This window comes from bacterium SCSIO 12741 (assembly GCA_024398055.1).
Lineage (GTDB): Bacteria > Bacteroidota > Bacteroidia > Flavobacteriales_G > Salibacteraceae > SCSIO-12741.
The window spans coordinates 2,886,682-2,902,470 of the sequence record CP073749.1 but is presented as its reverse complement, the minus strand read 5'-3'; the positions used below and the strand labels follow the sequence as shown (position 1 = coordinate 2,902,470).

General features: G+C 42.5%; 16 protein-coding genes. 6 read left to right on the top strand and 10 right to left on the bottom strand.

Annotation, left to right across the window (positions count from 1 at the left end):
* Positions 1–141: 141 nt before the first annotated feature.
* From KFE98_12390 to KFE98_12365, 6 genes are all read right to left on the bottom strand, one after another.
* Positions 142–1,998, bottom strand: a complete 1,857-nt coding sequence (locus KFE98_12390; protein ID UTW60823.1) for a T9SS type A sorting domain-containing protein — start codon at positions 1,996–1,998, stop codon at positions 142–144.
* A 233-nt stretch (positions 1,999–2,231) separates the two neighbouring features.
* Entirely contained in the window at positions 2,232–2,693 is a 462-nt protein-coding gene (locus KFE98_12385) for a hypothetical protein (protein UTW60822.1), read from the bottom strand.
* Positions 2,694–2,767: 74 nt separating this feature from the next.
* Positions 2,768–3,997, bottom strand: a complete 1,230-nt coding sequence (locus KFE98_12380; protein ID UTW60821.1) for a GTP-binding protein — start codon at positions 3,995–3,997, stop codon at positions 2,768–2,770.
* A gap of 79 nt (positions 3,998–4,076) precedes the next feature.
* Positions 4,077–5,303, bottom strand: coding sequence for a hypothetical protein (locus KFE98_12375; protein ID UTW60820.1), 1,227 nt, complete (start codon positions 5,301–5,303; stop codon positions 4,077–4,079).
* Between the two features lie 14 nt (positions 5,304–5,317).
* Positions 5,318–6,019: a hypothetical protein gene (locus tag KFE98_12370; GenBank protein ID UTW60819.1), complete on the bottom strand. Its 702-nt coding sequence runs from the start codon at positions 6,017–6,019 to the stop codon at positions 5,318–5,320.
* 136 nt (positions 6,020–6,155) lie between these two features.
* On the bottom strand, positions 6,156–8,030 hold the full coding sequence (locus tag KFE98_12365) for a T9SS type A sorting domain-containing protein (protein ID UTW60818.1): 1,875 nt from the start codon (positions 8,028–8,030) through the stop codon (positions 6,156–6,158).
* 238 nt (positions 8,031–8,268) lie between these two features.
* Here KFE98_12365 and KFE98_12360 point away from each other — a divergent pair, with 238 nt between their 5' ends.
* Positions 8,269–9,255, top strand: coding sequence for a T9SS type A sorting domain-containing protein (locus tag KFE98_12360; protein UTW60817.1), 987 nt, complete (start codon positions 8,269–8,271; stop codon positions 9,253–9,255).
* A 106-nt stretch (positions 9,256–9,361) separates the two neighbouring features.
* On the opposite strand, the gene KFE98_12355 is transcribed toward KFE98_12360, so the two are convergent.
* Positions 9,362–9,427: a hypothetical protein gene (locus KFE98_12355; protein UTW64700.1), complete on the bottom strand. Its 66-nt coding sequence runs from the start codon at positions 9,425–9,427 to the stop codon at positions 9,362–9,364.
* Between the two features lie 154 nt (positions 9,428–9,581).
* Between KFE98_12355 and KFE98_12350 the strand changes: the two genes are divergently transcribed.
* The 3 genes from KFE98_12350 to KFE98_12340 all read left to right on the top strand — a co-directional run bounded on the left by KFE98_12350 (position 9,582) and on the right by KFE98_12340 (position 10,885).
* Entirely contained in the window at positions 9,582–9,833 is a 252-nt protein-coding gene (locus KFE98_12350; GenBank protein ID UTW60816.1) for a hypothetical protein, read from the top strand.
* 78 nt (positions 9,834–9,911) lie between these two features.
* Complete coding sequence (locus KFE98_12345; GenBank protein UTW60815.1) at positions 9,912–10,247, top strand: alkylphosphonate utilization protein; 336 nt, start codon at positions 9,912–9,914, stop codon at positions 10,245–10,247.
* 116 nt (positions 10,248–10,363) lie between these two features.
* The gene (locus KFE98_12340; protein ID UTW60814.1) at positions 10,364–10,885 is read left to right on the top strand and encodes a hypothetical protein; all 522 of its coding nucleotides are present in this window, start codon (positions 10,364–10,366) and stop codon (positions 10,883–10,885) included.
* 13 nt (positions 10,886–10,898) lie between these two features.
* Here KFE98_12340 and KFE98_12335 read toward each other — a convergent pair whose 3' ends face one another.
* From KFE98_12335 to KFE98_12325, 3 genes are all read right to left on the bottom strand, one after another.
* Positions 10,899–11,321: a hypothetical protein gene (locus tag KFE98_12335; protein UTW60813.1), complete on the bottom strand. Its 423-nt coding sequence runs from the start codon at positions 11,319–11,321 to the stop codon at positions 10,899–10,901.
* A gap of 86 nt (positions 11,322–11,407) precedes the next feature.
* Positions 11,408–12,472 carry a hypothetical protein gene (locus tag KFE98_12330; protein ID UTW60812.1) on the bottom strand — a complete coding sequence of 355 codons (1,065 nt, stop codon included), beginning with the start codon at positions 12,470–12,472 and terminating at the stop codon, positions 11,408–11,410.
* Between the two features lie 37 nt (positions 12,473–12,509).
* Positions 12,510–13,325 carry a hypothetical protein gene (locus tag KFE98_12325; protein UTW60811.1) on the bottom strand — a complete coding sequence of 272 codons (816 nt, stop codon included), beginning with the start codon at positions 13,323–13,325 and terminating at the stop codon, positions 12,510–12,512.
* A 242-nt stretch (positions 13,326–13,567) separates the two neighbouring features.
* Between KFE98_12325 and KFE98_12320 the strand changes: the two genes are divergently transcribed.
* Complete coding sequence (locus KFE98_12320) at positions 13,568–14,671, top strand: glycosyltransferase family 9 protein (GenBank protein UTW60810.1); 1,104 nt, start codon at positions 13,568–13,570, stop codon at positions 14,669–14,671.
* Positions 14,668–15,789: a glycosyltransferase gene (locus KFE98_12315; protein ID UTW60809.1), complete on the top strand. Its 1,122-nt coding sequence runs from the start codon at positions 14,668–14,670 to the stop codon at positions 15,787–15,789. The genes KFE98_12320 and KFE98_12315 overlap by 4 nt, the downstream gene beginning before the upstream one ends.

Here is a 15,789-nt window from a genome sequence, read left to right as displayed (position 1 = left end):
AGTATGAAAATATCTAAAGATATGGCACTGTATTCAGGGTTCCATAATTGGATAAAAAGAAACCCCAAGGTTTTAACCAAGGGGTTCTTTCGCTAATGATAAAGTGATCAATTGGAGGTTAATCGAATACAGCGCCAACTTTTATTGTTTTACAATCTTAGAAGACACCACAGTGTTCGATCCAAATACTGCACGAACCACATATACACCTCCCTCTTCTTGGCTAATATCAATTTGATCCATCTGCTCCATCGTATCCAAAACTATTCTTCCGTTGATATCAAGCACTTGAAGACGACTGTATTTCAGAGAAGACTCGATATTATATATACCTGATAATGAAATCGTTTTAACCAAAAAATCTACCTTTCCGGCCTCCAAATCATTAATTCCTGTTGTCCTTTTTGGAGGGTAAAACTGATTATCATCATTGGGTTCCGGTAGAAATACTTCATACACTACTTCAGAGCAGTAATAGTGAGGTGTCGCTGATCCATTGAATACGCTATGATTGAAGTTTCCTCCTGAAATACCGGCGTTATTGGTCGAGACCATTCCCGCGTTAGCCAAAAATTTTCTACATGGTCCAGCCGGGTTTTGGGAACAATGAGGATCATTGACAATGAGAATGGATGATTGACACGAAGTAGCCCCGGTTTCGAGGTCCGTGTCTGTTTTTATTAATCGAAACTCCTTGCGGTCATTGGTTGTAGGAATACCTCCCAACGGAGTGTTACCAGAAAAATGGGTGGCTACGGCAGTCCCCTCACGGATAATTGATCCTGGATCAAAACTTAACTTTTGGTATTTAACATCTGATTCAACCTCTCTCCAAAACTTTGTTGAAGTTCCTCCCGTTGTGTACAGCATACTGGTTGATGCTGATCCAGTAAACTTATTAGCCCGGCTTATTATTAACCCCTTATTTGAGGAGAGGAGTACTTCAAATTCATCATCATGTTCTCGAATATCCTCGAGGGTCAAGTAATCGTGGTAAGAAGACGAGAATTCGTCGTACTCTGAGAACCATTCCCGAACGCCGTTTTGATCAAATTTGTGTAAACCAAATTCGTCCATTACACCTGAGGACGTCGAGTAATATCCAATAGACGAGCCAATTACAAATCCACCATCCCAAGTACTGATCACCTTATTACAACTCCTAACACCTGTTGTATAAAAGTTACCACTGGAATTAATATTTGAATTAACCACCAAATTACCGTTAGCATAATTTAATTCGGCCATAATTCCATCTCCGTCGGTACCAACCACAATAAGGTTTTCACCTAAGCCCTTTTTTTGAGCTATAGATAGAAATTTCGCATTAGTTTGGTTGTAGTATTTACTCCATACCACACCCAGGTTATTATCCAGCCTCATGGCAAATGGATAATTGGACTGCATGGTACAGTCAAAAATGAATCCACAAATCGCATAACCACTAGGACCAGAACTCTCAAGAGTTGGAACAATCTCCATTCCTCGAATGGAACAATAACCTTGAGGGACATGCAAATTAAACAGCTTGGAGTTGGACATTGTTCCAGCCAAGTCCACTGTAAAAAGCCAAATTCTTTTGGAAGGCGGTTGAAAAGGATCCTCTTCTTCGCCTAATACCACATAATTGCCATAGTAATCACGAATTATTTGATGTCCCAATTGATTCGTAATACTATCACCATAAGTTTTTACCCAATAATTGGAGTTTGGAATCCTTCCATGGTGATCCACGTGAGCAATAAAAACTGTAGTTACTATCATATTACTGGAATTGGGTTTCTCAACGTTTCCTAAAATCAGATAACCATCCTCGACAGCCAAAGTGGTCGTTATTCTAACTCTTTCAGCTGCATTGGACATACCACCGATGACCTGATCTATCTGAAATTTAAAGGCCTGATAGCCCCCACTAACTGGAACAGATTGCGCGAAAAGCTGAACACTACTGATCAGTAAAACACCTACAATCAGCCCTGAAATACTTTTTAAAATCATAATAAGTTGTTTGGATTTAGTACTCCATCAAAGAGAGGAAATTGATAGAAAGAAAAGGACTGACTTTTGTAAACTACATGGAATAGTTTGTGCCCTACTCTATTTTTTTTGCGCAGTTCATTTAAGGAATACTCCGATTCCCCATAAAGTCTGTAAATAAGAGAAATAGAAACAATTAGTGGATAAAAAAGGTTACCGGGAATGCTAGTTATGTTGTCTCTCTTGGGCCAAATTCACCTACGCCCCTTCCTCAATATCTTCTCACTTTCAGAGGTCTTTTTCCAATCGTCCTTTTCCCAAAATTCAATCAACTTTCGCCATGCTTTTAGGGACTCTGGTTTTAACCATTTGTCGAAGGATCGGTAGTAGTCGATTTGGGAGCCTCCTCTGTTTTGGATTCCTTCGAAAAGTCCAACGACCATGAGCTCCCGGGTGTACTGATCCCCATGTATCATTAACTCTTCTACGTTTTCGAAAAAGGGAATAAAATGCTCCGTGTTGTCTGATTTCTTTTTGTCGACTATAAACCTGGCGATATCTCCCATTTCTACATAAGGTAGTCGATCGCTCGGAGCTTCATAGTCATACGTCACTTCTTTCTGGTAGAAATTGGCCAATTCAACCCAGTTGGATACGAGTTTTTGAAAAACCGCTTCCACTTCGGACTCTCGGTATTTAATGACCGTTTTCTTCATCTCTCAGAATATCTACCAGTAAATTATTGCCCAACATCGCCAAGCACTGGAAAGACCCAATCCTAAATTCGCGCCTACCTCACTTTTACAATATTCTTGGGCCATGGGTCGGTAAACTCGTGACCATTTTCCCAAAGCTTAATTTCTTCCTCGGTTAGAAAACAAGTTTTTAACGCATCGGTAAATCGATCGACTTGAGTTTGATCCCCAATCACGGTTAAATCACAAATACGATCTCCAAAACGTCCGGTTTCGTTGGCCAGCATCTCTTTCAATTTCTCGATTTCATATTCGGTAATGCCGTGATCTTCATCTTCTACAATTCCAGATCGCCAGGAACCAATAATTTCCAGATTTATTCCGCCCGCAGCTTGATTCCAGAGAAGTGAAAGCTTATCGCGACTGGCCAACCAGAAGAACCCCTTGCTCCGGTATATTCTTTGATCGAGGTATTGATGGCAAGTGTCCCAAAGCCGTTGTGGGTGAAAAGGGCGTTCGTCCTTAATAACCCGGGTTGCCAAATTGTAAGGTCTTTCTTGCTCCTCTTCGGTTTCTAAAATGGGTTTTAATTCTTGAATAAGAGGCGCCACGCGGTAATAATCGTATTCCTCAAGCTCGAACAAAGACTCTAGGGTCAACTTCCCAAAAAACACAGAATGAATGGAAGCAAACCCATTTATCCTTTGAATATGAGACGCAATTGTGGGAAGCTTATTTTCTTCAATCCGATCGGCTTTTGTGAGAATCAAATGACTGCAAAACAAGATTTGTTCTACCAGCAGATTAACGGTATCTCGACGGCCATTTGCCAGGTTATGTTGCATGATTGGAATCAAATCTTCTCCGTAACGATAGTCATGTGCAAGCATCAAACTATCCACCAAAGCAAACACTCCGGTGAGCTTCGTCTGTTGGTGATCTTTGAAGTATTCAATCAAGGGTTGTGGGTGACAACTTCCCGATGTCTCAATGATCAATAGCTCAGGATTTTGATCAGATAACAGCTTTCGGATGGCCGCATCAAGCTTTTCAATTCCCATTTTACTGCTTAGCACGCAGGAATGAATGGATTCTAAAATGCGGCTATTTTCTTCTACTGCATCGGTTGTTCCGATCAATTCACCGTCCACGTCCAGCTCGCTCATGTCATTCACAATGGCGCAAACCGGAATATTCTTTTTTCTGGATTGAGCCAGCAATGCTCTAAACAGGGTCGTTTTGCCGGAACCCAGAAATCCGTTGAGTATGACTACTGGAACCCGATTTATTGAACTGCTCGATTGTTGTTCAGAACTATTTGCCACCGCTTGCTTTATTGAGATTTTCTAAGAGATAATGGCAAAAGTACTTGCTTTATCATTTCGGGTATCCCCAAATTCGATTTTAGCGAGCCTTGATCAGTTCTATTCCTTTTTCAAGAACTTCGTCTTTTTGATAGGTAGTTTGGGTCACATAATTCTCAGGTACATATTCCTCCCTGGGAGTCCCATCAATATGAAAGAGTTTTGCGGTGGAAATTCGGTATCCAAAATTTTGATGGACGAACGAATAACCATTCATTTCACCGGCTAATCGCTCCATTTCGGAACCCACTATTATTGCTCTGCCCATACCTTCAAAACCGATGGCCAGCCCTTCGCCCATGCTTCCGGTCCATCTTCCTACCAAAATAACAACCGGCTTGGAGTAGTAGTCCTTTCTGGGGCTTACAAATTCTGTCCAACTTCTCTCTACGGCTGGCGCCTCCTCATACTGTTCTAGGCTCCAATGTTTTTGATAGGGTTTGAGTTCCTGAATAAAGTGGCCCATAATTGCCCGTGCGATATAAGAGTCGCCACCGTCCACGGTATTTCTCAGGTCAATGATCAATCCTTCGGTATTCATTAAACCGTTGAGAGCCTGGTCAAATTCATCTATGAGCCTACCATTTCCAAGGGAATTGTTTAGCCGAATAACACCCACTCCATTTTCTATGGAACTTGTTAGCAACGCTGAATTGGATCGGTATTCAAGCTGGTCTAAATCCATTTCAGTCGATTCCCCATTCGCTAATTTCAGCGTTAACACCCGAGGCTGATTGTAGCGTCCTGCCAATATTTTGTTGACGATCCATTCCCTTACCTGTTCATCGTTTTTGTTGTTACAATGGGTGGGGAATTTCTCAATGACCTGGTCCATGTCAACCCCATTCATTTTTACTACCTCAGCTCCGATCAAATCAATTTGGAGACTCTTTAACTGCGTTTGCCAAACCTGCGTAATAACGGGACTCCCCTGCTGAAGGCTCGCATATACCGGCGAGTACAAGCGGTAAGAAGAACTTCTGTTGGTGGATAAAATCAAATGGCTATCGTAAAACTCATCCAGAAGATATTCGAAAAAAAGCACCACTTGTTCTTCCGTTTTCAAGCTTGGAATTTGTTGCTCATAATAGTCTCGAATGCAGTTTAGATCTACCTTTTTATCCGACAGATAAATGTAGTCGTGGGACAAATCTGTTAGAATCTCATCCAGGTCTTCCTTGATCTTTGCCTGATCGATTTCATACTCCTGTCCATAAGCCAGACCAGAAAAGAGAAGAACCGAAATCGTTAAAATCAGATGTTTCATTTTATATCTATTGATCACCTACCGCACCGAAATCCGCCAGGAATATACAAGCCAAATTCCCGATCAAAAACTTCCAAAATTTCAGTCATTCGAAGGCATTCATTGTAATCATTTTGATAAACATCAGGACAATTGTAGCTGATGAATTGGTAGTTGTCTTTTGTAGCCCATTCCACATGATAGGTATAGCCATCAGTCACCCGGTTTTGCCAATTTGGAATATTTCGTTGATCGGGTAAGGTGAATAGCTGCTGCTCTTGCATGTTGTTGAAGAATTGATTCCAATTGGATTGGGGTTCTCGTTTAGTCACCGAAAATGAGTCGATGCTAAAACGGGTGACATATTCCTCAGCAGAGAGTTCATTCACCCATTCTTTTTGTGATTCAGTGTATCGGTAATCCAGGCAGGTCCATTTGCCGTCCACTTTTTTGATAACCAACACCTGGCCATAAATCATTACCTCAACTTTGGCCCACAAGCGAAGTTCAAAGGAATCGACTTCTTCACGAAGGATGTTCAGATTGAGTTCTTGGGTAGCCTTTTGGTGAGCCAGTGCATACAAGTTAGGTTGTGCATGGGTTGAATCTTCCATAGGGATCGCCTCAACCTCCTTGTTGCTGCTTTGACAAGAACAGGTGATCAGGCCAAGCAAAAGGCATAAACTAAACGGAAGGGTGAATCTTACGGCGGGCCAAACGATTTGGAACAAATTCATTTTAAACGATCAGTTTCGCGAATGGAAGTTCGACTAAGAAAGTGATTTTTCAATAGATAGAAGGAATAGCCTTCTGAAAAAGCAAAACCCCGCCTTACAAAAAGACGAGGTTTTGGGTTTGAGAGTATGGTAAGCTCTATTTCTGAATAATTACCCGAAGGGTAGATTGCGCATCCCCTTGATTCACCTTTAGAATATAAGTTCCAGCTTGAACTTCCTGGGTATTCAATCGGGTATTCTCTGCACTTTGACCATGGAATTCAGCAACCGTGGCACCATTGAGATCATACAAGTAGATATCGGTAGAAACGTCTTCTTGCAAACCATTGATTTGAACATAATCCGCAGCAGGATTAGGAAAAACGGATAGATTTTGAATTTCTTCTTTCGCTTCTTCCGTTGAAGTCACTTCTTTCTTCGGGAAGAGTATACCTCCGCCACCTCCGGAGGATGGGAAACAATAAGTGCCTTTGCAGATACCGTTCCATTCATCCGGACCATAACCAAATCTATCTTCCGGAGTAATGGGCTGACAATCCAGGTATGCAACGCTCCAGTTTTCTACCCATACATTCGACGTATAGGAATTGGCGATAGAATTGCTGAATGTAACCGGAGGCAGTGGCTTATAACCAAAAGATCCAAATGAACCTGTTGAGCCATATTCTCCGCAATGCCACGATCCAGGTGTAAGGTGAAAATTCTCTACAGCAGAAGGGGAAGTTCCAGCTGTATGATAATGAAGGGCATTCAAATGATCCCCGGTAAAATCAACAAAATCCGGAGTATAATTCGATCCTGACTCGTAACCTCCCTGTGAGGGAGTTTCGAACATGTAATAGGGCATTAAGCTATAAATATCATTCGGATGCCAAATTGGCCTGGCATTCGCATAGGTGCCTTCCATAAAGAAGATATTGGGATCTCCCGCCATGCCATCTTTATGAATTTGAGCGTAAAAAGGGCGTAAAAAAACCGTAGCGCTGTTGGCTCCTGCACCATATCCGAAGGCTAAGAGATATTCAGGATCAGAAGGATCAGCGAATAACTGAAAACCCGTAGAAAAAGAATGACCGCCGTTAACATCAGTAACCATTGAATTGTTGAACTGAGGCGATTGCATCGAAATGTCAAAAGGCATAATTTGCATGTGGTGGTAATCTTCATTATTCCAGAGTAAGTAGAGCTTTTGATCATGAACCAAGGCATCTGCACCCCACTGACGGAATGCTGGTGTAGCCACCGTATCCACAAAGGATACATCTGAAAAATTACAAGTAGATCCCTTGTCTTCTAAAAACAAAGCCAAGGTGGTGGATTGCCCGGTGGTATTGTTCTTATTTCTCGAACCAGTAACAAACAAGACTACATCTCCATTACCACGAGTTTCTATGTAGGTAATATCCTCGGCCATATCATAATCATTTGGCGTAGCTCCGGAATCAAACCAATAATCCCAAACTATATTGAGATTTAAATCAAGCTTGATAATGAATCCTCGGCCATCATTCGAATAGGTCTCGTTCAAAATATCCCTACTATGACCCGTAATGTAGATATGGTTACCTGCCTGAAGAATATCAAGTACATGGTTTTTGTTGTTGACCCCATCAAAATTGATTTTTTTGATGATTTGCCCGTGGTCGTCCACAATCATGACCAGACCATTTTCTATACCCCCGCTAATTTCCTCATAACCGGCAACCAACCAGAAGTAATCGTTATTCTTATACAGCCGCGAGGTTTTAAGCACCCGGGTAGATAACATGGGATCAAGGGTTTTAAACCATTTTACCCAAGCGGTATCCCCATTGTAGAGGACTCTATTGAGCAGAAACTCATTTCCCTGGGTGTGATTGGCTGACATTAACGCCCCGTCGGAATGGCAAAAGCAGGGATGGGCATTGGTTAAGTTAAAGGTGTTCAAATCCATTCCTTGTAAATAGGATCGCTGGGCTGAAACAGTTGCATAAACTCCTAAGAAAAGGAGCAAAAAGGATAGTTTTTTCATGGTAATAAATTGATTAATTGAATTATAGTTTCGGCCAAAGGTGCTCATCTCGATGAGGGACGTAGTCCCTTTTTTGCCGATGTCCGAAATTCAAGCACGAGTAACATGAAATACTTTGTGACCCTCATTATCCAAGTTTGAATTCGGTATCCATTTTGTCTATGGAAAACCCAACTCTAACTACAAGGTAATTGTCAATTAAGTAGATACACCCCAAGTCTCTCGAAATTCGACCGCTATGAAAAACCTCTATGCTGCCCTACTCATTTTGATTCTTTCGCCTGCATTGTGGGCTCAAAAGGTTCCTTCCATTTGTACAGGTCCTGATAGTGTGGTTCAGTTCTATCAGGATGATGCTGATCGATTAGCCTTGAATTATCTCCAAAAGCTGAAACATCCTCTCTACGATAGTGTGGAAATATCAAAAGCCCATTCCGATACCATTTTAGACGCCCTCATTGCCGTTTATAATGCCACCTCCTTACCAGCTCGGGATACGGTGGTTGATCGTTTTAACATCCATTCCTTCCCCTATCCAAACCTCAGAAATTTTTCGGTCAGCGCGGACTCAACTTTAAACTGGATGCAACAACTAAAAAATGGAATTATTCCAACCGGAAACTCCACCATCGATAGTTTGATGAATCGGTACCACATCCAACTGGACTTTTACTATTCCTACCGCCTTCCAATGCCATTTCATACGGCTTATATGAAATGCGACAGCAATACCAACATCCAGGCTTTAACCGAAGCATTTAACCCTATTCCAGGGGTACATTGGGCTGAACTTGAATCGGTATATGGGGATGGATATTCGATTCAAAGTTCCATCAATTCTGACCATGTAGAACTCATCTATTCGATCGGCTGGGGTGATTGTCCATCGGGATGCATCAATCGACGTTTTTGGAAGTTTAAGGTCTACTACGATTGTTCGGTAGAATTCTGCGGGAGTTATGGAGATGTTTTGTCCTCCCCATCTCTTCCATCAGTGTACCAATCAATAAGAATATTTCCTAATCCATTCTCGAATCAACTCCACTTTAAAGGCGTCGACCTGAACAGCGAATTTACCCTATACGATCCCGCCGGGCGTGAAGTAAAAACGGGAACACTGAGTGGAAGCGAGCTCTCCGGATTGGAAGAATTAAAACCCGGACCCTATTTCATTCGGGTCCAAAGCAAAGGTGAGATCATGACCTTCCGATTGATCAAAGAATAACCGCTGGAAAATTCCTTATCCATGGTGATCATTTAGATTCATCCAAAAAAAGAAGCCGCCCCATTTCAGGAGACGGCTTCTCTATCACTAAACTATAATGACCTGTTTATTTCACTACGAATCTGCTGGTAATTTGTTCTGAATTGTCCGTAACAACTTGAATAAGGTACATACCCGGATTCAACTCTTGGTTGAGTTCTTTCTAAACTGCCCCATTTCAGAAGTCGCTGTTGGTCATCACCAGCACGAGGACAAGGCCTCAATGGTAGGGTGCTAACATTTTCAGAAACTCCTTCTCTTTAAATTTGTTGTCTAATCCGAATCGAATGAATTCAGCATACACTCCCATCAACTGCACCTTCCATGACAAGCTTCTCGATCTGGCTACTCTCCGCAAGGTGATTGAAATTCACTACCTGGATCCGGATGAAAAAGAGCAAGTGGTGGAAGACCGAATCGTGGATATTTATACCCGAAAGGGAGAAGAATTTATGGTATTGCATTCGGGGATTAAGTTTCGCCTGGATTACTTGATTTCTGCAGACGGTATGCCGCTTTCGGAATGGCAAAGTTGTTAGAATCTTCAGGTTTAACTCCGAGCTCGAAGAGCGATCACCGAAGGTAATTTCAAACTCTTGTAATCCTATATTTGCGGCATGAGTGATGTACCTCCCTGCCCGAATTGTAATTCTCCGTACGCCTATCCTATGAACGACCTTTTGGCTTGCCCCGAATGTGGTCATGAATGGAATCCCAATGAAGTGGAACTGGACGATCAGTTAGTGGTAAAAGATGCCAACGGTAACAACCTGACTGATGGCGACACCATTATCGTACTTAAAAACCTAACCGTGAAGGGAGCCAACGGCCCCATAAAAGCAGGGACCAAGGTCAAAAACATTCGGCTTATTGAAGGAGATCATAACATAGCCTGCAAAATAGACGGCTTTGGAGCCATGGAACTTAAGTCTGAGTTTGTAAGAAAAGGCTAAGAAAAAAGATCAGACGCATCTAACATCTGGTATCGCACCTGTTAGTCAACGGGTCGCAACTGATTAAAAAAGATGTACTAAATTCACTCTTCCTAAGTTTTAATGAAAAACTAATCATGAAAACTCGACTCTTCTTGCTCACGCTTCTCCTTGTGGGAGCATCACACCTCGCCCACGCTCAATATGTCAATGATTCTATCCCAAAACCGGTCTTTGTTCCAAAAGTCGGGCTTCATTTGGGAAGTAACTCAGGTATGGGCTTTAGTTTGGGCGGAGAATTCAAGGAAAAATTTGCCATCATTCTTTCTGCTTTACCCATCGGCTCAAGGGATCAATTCACCCTATTGATGGGGTCTCAATTGGATTTAAAAATCAAAGACAACCGTACCGTAGATATTTATATGGGCCTTAATACTTCGATGTGGCAAACCACCCGGGAAGAGTGGAATGGATTTGAATACACCAAAACGACCAACACGACTTACAATGCCGGACTGGCTGTGAAAGGTGATGTGAGTCGACCTACCTCTCCGGCCCATTTCCAGTTTTCTGTTGGCTACGGAGTCTACGATATGGACGACGACTACATCTTTCTCCCCTCCATGAGTGTTGGATTGCTGTTCGATTTGAACCTGTAGATTCCAATCCCATTCAATCGTCCACGATGGTAAGCGAAAACCCATCCGGAGCATGTTTTATAAGCTCTTTGATTGTGGCTTTGCTGCTCGTTACATCGCGGTAACCGTCATCATTGATATCCTGAAGCGTACGCCCTAAAAGAATACAGCCCAAAATCTGAGTATGGTAGTTCCCCGGGTGGATCAATATCCACGTTCGACCGGTCACATGTCCTCCTTCCGGCTCTTCCACCAGGTAACTCGGTCCAAACTTTGGCGACACACGATAAATGCAGCGGTAGTTTCCGGTTGGAATGCAACTCACCCTTACTTGATTGTCTTTCCAGGGCAGCTCCAGGGAAAAGGCGTGGAAGATTTTTCCCTCTTCATCAAAGAGTTCAAAAGTTCCAGTAGTTTGTTTGTCGTTTGCGTTTTTTCGGGTGAGTAAGGCTTTCATGGAAGAATAAGGTTTTTGGATTCCCGTAAAATAAGAAACCAGCAATCGAATTTTCAAGCGTAGAAATACCTGATTTTAGGGAATCATCAATCAACATCCAGGGTCATAAGGTCGAATATTGGAGCCACATGTTCAAACAGGGTTACTCTGCCCCAAAAATACTGCTCTGCCATGTTTTCTTTCTTCTCATAAACCCTATAAGGCGGCAAACCGATTTCATATCGATTTTTGTTCACCCACTTCAATTTGGTAGTGCTCCAAGGTGTTTTCTTCTGGTCATTCCATCGAATGTAGTAGACGTAATTTCCATACTTGGCATTGGGTCTATATCCGGTTTGATAGTTCCTTGCTGCAAAATCACGGATCAAGGCATATTGTTTTGGAATTAGATTCCCTTGTTCCAATTGAGTCATCAATACGTTTTTGAATAAATCCCAGGAGGTTTTTGAATGGTAGAGTATGATGCTTCCATACTTAGAACCAACTCCATCATCTGAATCTTCAAAATAGCGCTTGTCGTCACATCCAATCACTTGGAATGAAGGAAATCCATACTTCACTGTATACCTCATAATTTGCCGGGATTGGCGATCGGCTTGTTTCATCCATTTTTGATATAGTAGGTTTTTCTGTTGCTGCCCACCGGGGAATGAGTCGACGGGCAGGTGACACGAATCACGCAAGAGTTGATCCTGACGATAAAGGGCCGCCATTCTCTTTTTATACCATGTGTTGATCCGTTCTTCATTAACCGCATACAGGGAATCCAAACGACTTTGCGTTAATTTTTTACCCCATTCTGTAGAGGTCCATCGCTTGAGATAAGGATTGTTCTCCAAAACACTTTGAGGTATACCGTTTACAAATCCCGTGATTAAATAGTTGTAGCACCTTTGATTTTGATTCAGGTAGGCCGAAACCTGAGCTGCCAAATACAAATCCTTGGGTTGGGCATAGGGGACCAAATGAAAAGCTGAATCAAATCGTTGCAAACTTTCCTCATACAGGCTGTCCATCAAAAATGTTTCGGCCCGAGCCACGGTTCGAAAGTAAGGCAGGTAGTTTTGAGCACTTGCCGCAAAAGACATGGAAAGCAGAAAGAGGGTGAGATAAAAGGTAGGTGTTAACATGCCCCATTTAAACGGCTTCATTCCAGAAATATTGATTGTTCTTAAACGGGAGGTTCTTTTAGAACACAAATCCAATCTTCAAAACGAGATCGCTGAACAGATATCCGTTGTTCTGCAAATCGCTTGGAGTGAGAATATCACTGCCCTGTTGATTATTCCTATCGTCAAAGGTGTAATACTCATTCGAGAAGTTGTTCCAACCTGAACCGCTATAGCGATAATGATAATCGTAGGTGTACCACCCCAAAAGGTTGATCGCCATACCCAATTCGGCAAAAAATTGTTCATTGACCAAGCGAATACTCGGATAGGCTTGCAACATTAAAGTAGAGGAATAGCTATCGATTTTAAGTTCACTTTGGTCGCCCTGGTCAGGAGGACGGTTTTCGTAGGTATCCACATGTTTGTTATTGTATTGCAACCTACCTCCAATAAAGGGAGCTACTCTCCCCCATTTTTTCTGCGTCCACTTTTTGAGCGGGCAATACTGGTATTGGTAGTAGAGAATGAAATCACTAACCGTGGTTTGCCAGGGTTGCCGCGACAAGTATGACTCTTCGCGACTGGTCTTATGGTAAGTGATTCCCAAAGTATGAACGTCGGAATTTCTCATTCTCACCACAGCCCCCAAAGCAGGATAGGCAAAACGGGTATAATAAAAAGCGCTTTTCCAAACCTCATCCTGGGGTTTGTAGTAATACGAATTCTCAGGCCATTTTAACAATCTTCCAGAAAGGCTAAGCTCTCCTCCATACTGCATGCTGCGCTGAAATCTGGTGGAGTCGGAATGCTGACCATTAACCATATTCGGAGTCAAACCCAACAGAAAGAGGCTAATGCAGGTGATAAGAATAGATGAATGAACAACTCTCATGGATGGATTTTCGGTCGTTTTTGGAACCGATTTTAACTCGTCGGCTCCTAACAAATATACACACGACGCGAATCAATTTTGGTAAAGGCGATCTCCCCCTTCCCAATCCCAGGCCAGATAACCATTCATTAGCGGGTTTTCTATTTTGCAAAATCCCGTATCAATCACTAAGTTTGCAGCTTTCTGAAAAGGCTGAATACCGGGCATTTCCGATCCAGTAAACGATTATTTGAAGGGTCAGTATGAAACTAAGCGACATCCATTACGATTGTAAACATTTTCAAGGGCATATCCCCTGTAAACCAAACAAGATTGAGCCTGTTGCTTGTCCTGATTGTTCTCACTATTCTCCGATCAGCAAGCGCATTCTGATTATTAAGTTGGGTGCTATTGGAGATGTTATTCGCACCACGCCTCTTTTAACTCGATACCGGGCCGAATACCCAAACTGTCACATTACCTGGTTGACTTTAAGCCCAGCAGTTTTGCCTAAGGAACAAATCGATCGGATTTACAAGCCCGATGCTTTGTCCCTTTTCATTTTGCAGAATGAGACTTTCGACATTGCCCTAAACCTGGACAAAGACAAAGAGGCCTGTATGCTTCTCAAGCAAGTAGATGCGAAAGAGAAATACGGCTTTACTTGGGAAAATGGTCACATAGATGCGGCAACGGATAAAGCCGAGCACAAGTTGCTCACTGGATTTTTTGATCACCTATCCATCAAGAACACGAAGAATTACCTGGAAGAGATTTTTGAAATCTGTCACTTTGATTTTAGAAATGAGGACTACTTGATCAACATTGATAAAGCCCTTGTGGCCAAGTGGAAACAAATCTTCCAAACTGAAAATACTGAGGGCAAGCCCATCATCGGATTAAATACCGGATGTGGAGCTCGCTGGCAAACAAGACTATGGCCCGAACAATATTGGGTTGATTTTATAAAAAGGCTGCAAAATGCCGGATACTTTCCGGTATTGCTTGGAGGTGAACAAGAAGATCACCAAAACCGGATTTACCACCAAGAAACCGGAGCCTACTACCCAGGACACTTTTCGCTGGCTGAATTTATAGCCCTATCCGATAGTTGTGACATTATCGTTACTCAAGTATCTATGATGATGCATATCGCCATTGCCTTGAAGAAGGAGTTGTTGTTGTTTAATAACATCTTCAACAAATACGAATTTGAACTTTACGGTAGAGGGATGATCGTTGAACCGGTTTCCGGCTGTGATTGCTATTATGGTAATACCTGTTCACGTGAACGACGCTGTATGCACGATTTGTCTGTGGACACCGTTTTTGATGCCGCCGAAGCGCTCAAAGAAAAAACTCTATGAGGATAGCCTACCTCTCTACCTTTTACCCTTTTCGCGGGGGAATTGCTCAATTTAACGCCTCACTCTACCGGGCTTTTGAAAAAGAACATGAGGTAAAAGCCTTTACGTTTTCCAGGCAGTACCCAGATTTTCTATTTCCTGGAAAAACCCAATACGTAACGGATGACGATCTTGCTGACCCCATCGATAGTGTTGAAGTATTAGACAGTATTAACCCCTTTAGTTACCTAAGTACCGCCAAAAAGATTCGACAATTCAATCCGGATTTGTTGATCATGAAATATTGGATGTCTTTTTTCGGCCCTTCTCTTGGAACGGTTGCAGGAAGAATGGCTCCACACACCAAGGTGATTACCATTTTGGACAATGTGATTCCACACGAATCGCGCATCATTGATAAACCGTTTACCAACTACTTCCTCAAAAGAAATACCGGTTTTATTGCCATGAGTGGATCAGTTCAGGACGATTTGTATTCCATGGCCGGAAACGACGCCAAGTGCCTACGAATGGACCACCCGATATATGATCACTTTGGCCCTCGTGAGGATACCTTGGCAAGCCGCCAAAAACTGAAACTTGACCCAGACAAGAAAACGCTTTTGTTCTTTGGATTTATCCGCGACTACAAAGGCCTGGACTTATTGATTGAAGCCTTCGATCAGTTGGATGAGAGTTACCAGTTGATTATTGCGGGTGAAAGCTATTCCAGCTTCGACAAGTATCAACAGTTGATTGATACCAACCGAAACAAGGAGCGAATCCACCTCTTTAATGATTACATCAGTGATCGGGAGATTCCAGCCTTCTTTAGTGCCGCTGATGTGTGCATTCTTCCTTATAAGTCGGCTACGCAGAGTGGGATTACTTATATCTGCTATCACTTTAACCTACCCATTTTGGCTACCGATGTGGGTGGATTGAAAGACACTATCTACGACAACAAGACCGGGCATATTATCAAAGAGCCTTCGGCCGAATCGTTGGTGGGTGGCATTCGTGAGTTTTATGAACGAAACCCAAGAATCGATTACCAGCAACACATTCAAGACCTGAAGGACGAAAAGTCCTGGAAGCGCTTCGGAGAAGCCATCGTTGATTTCAGCAAAACGCTTTAA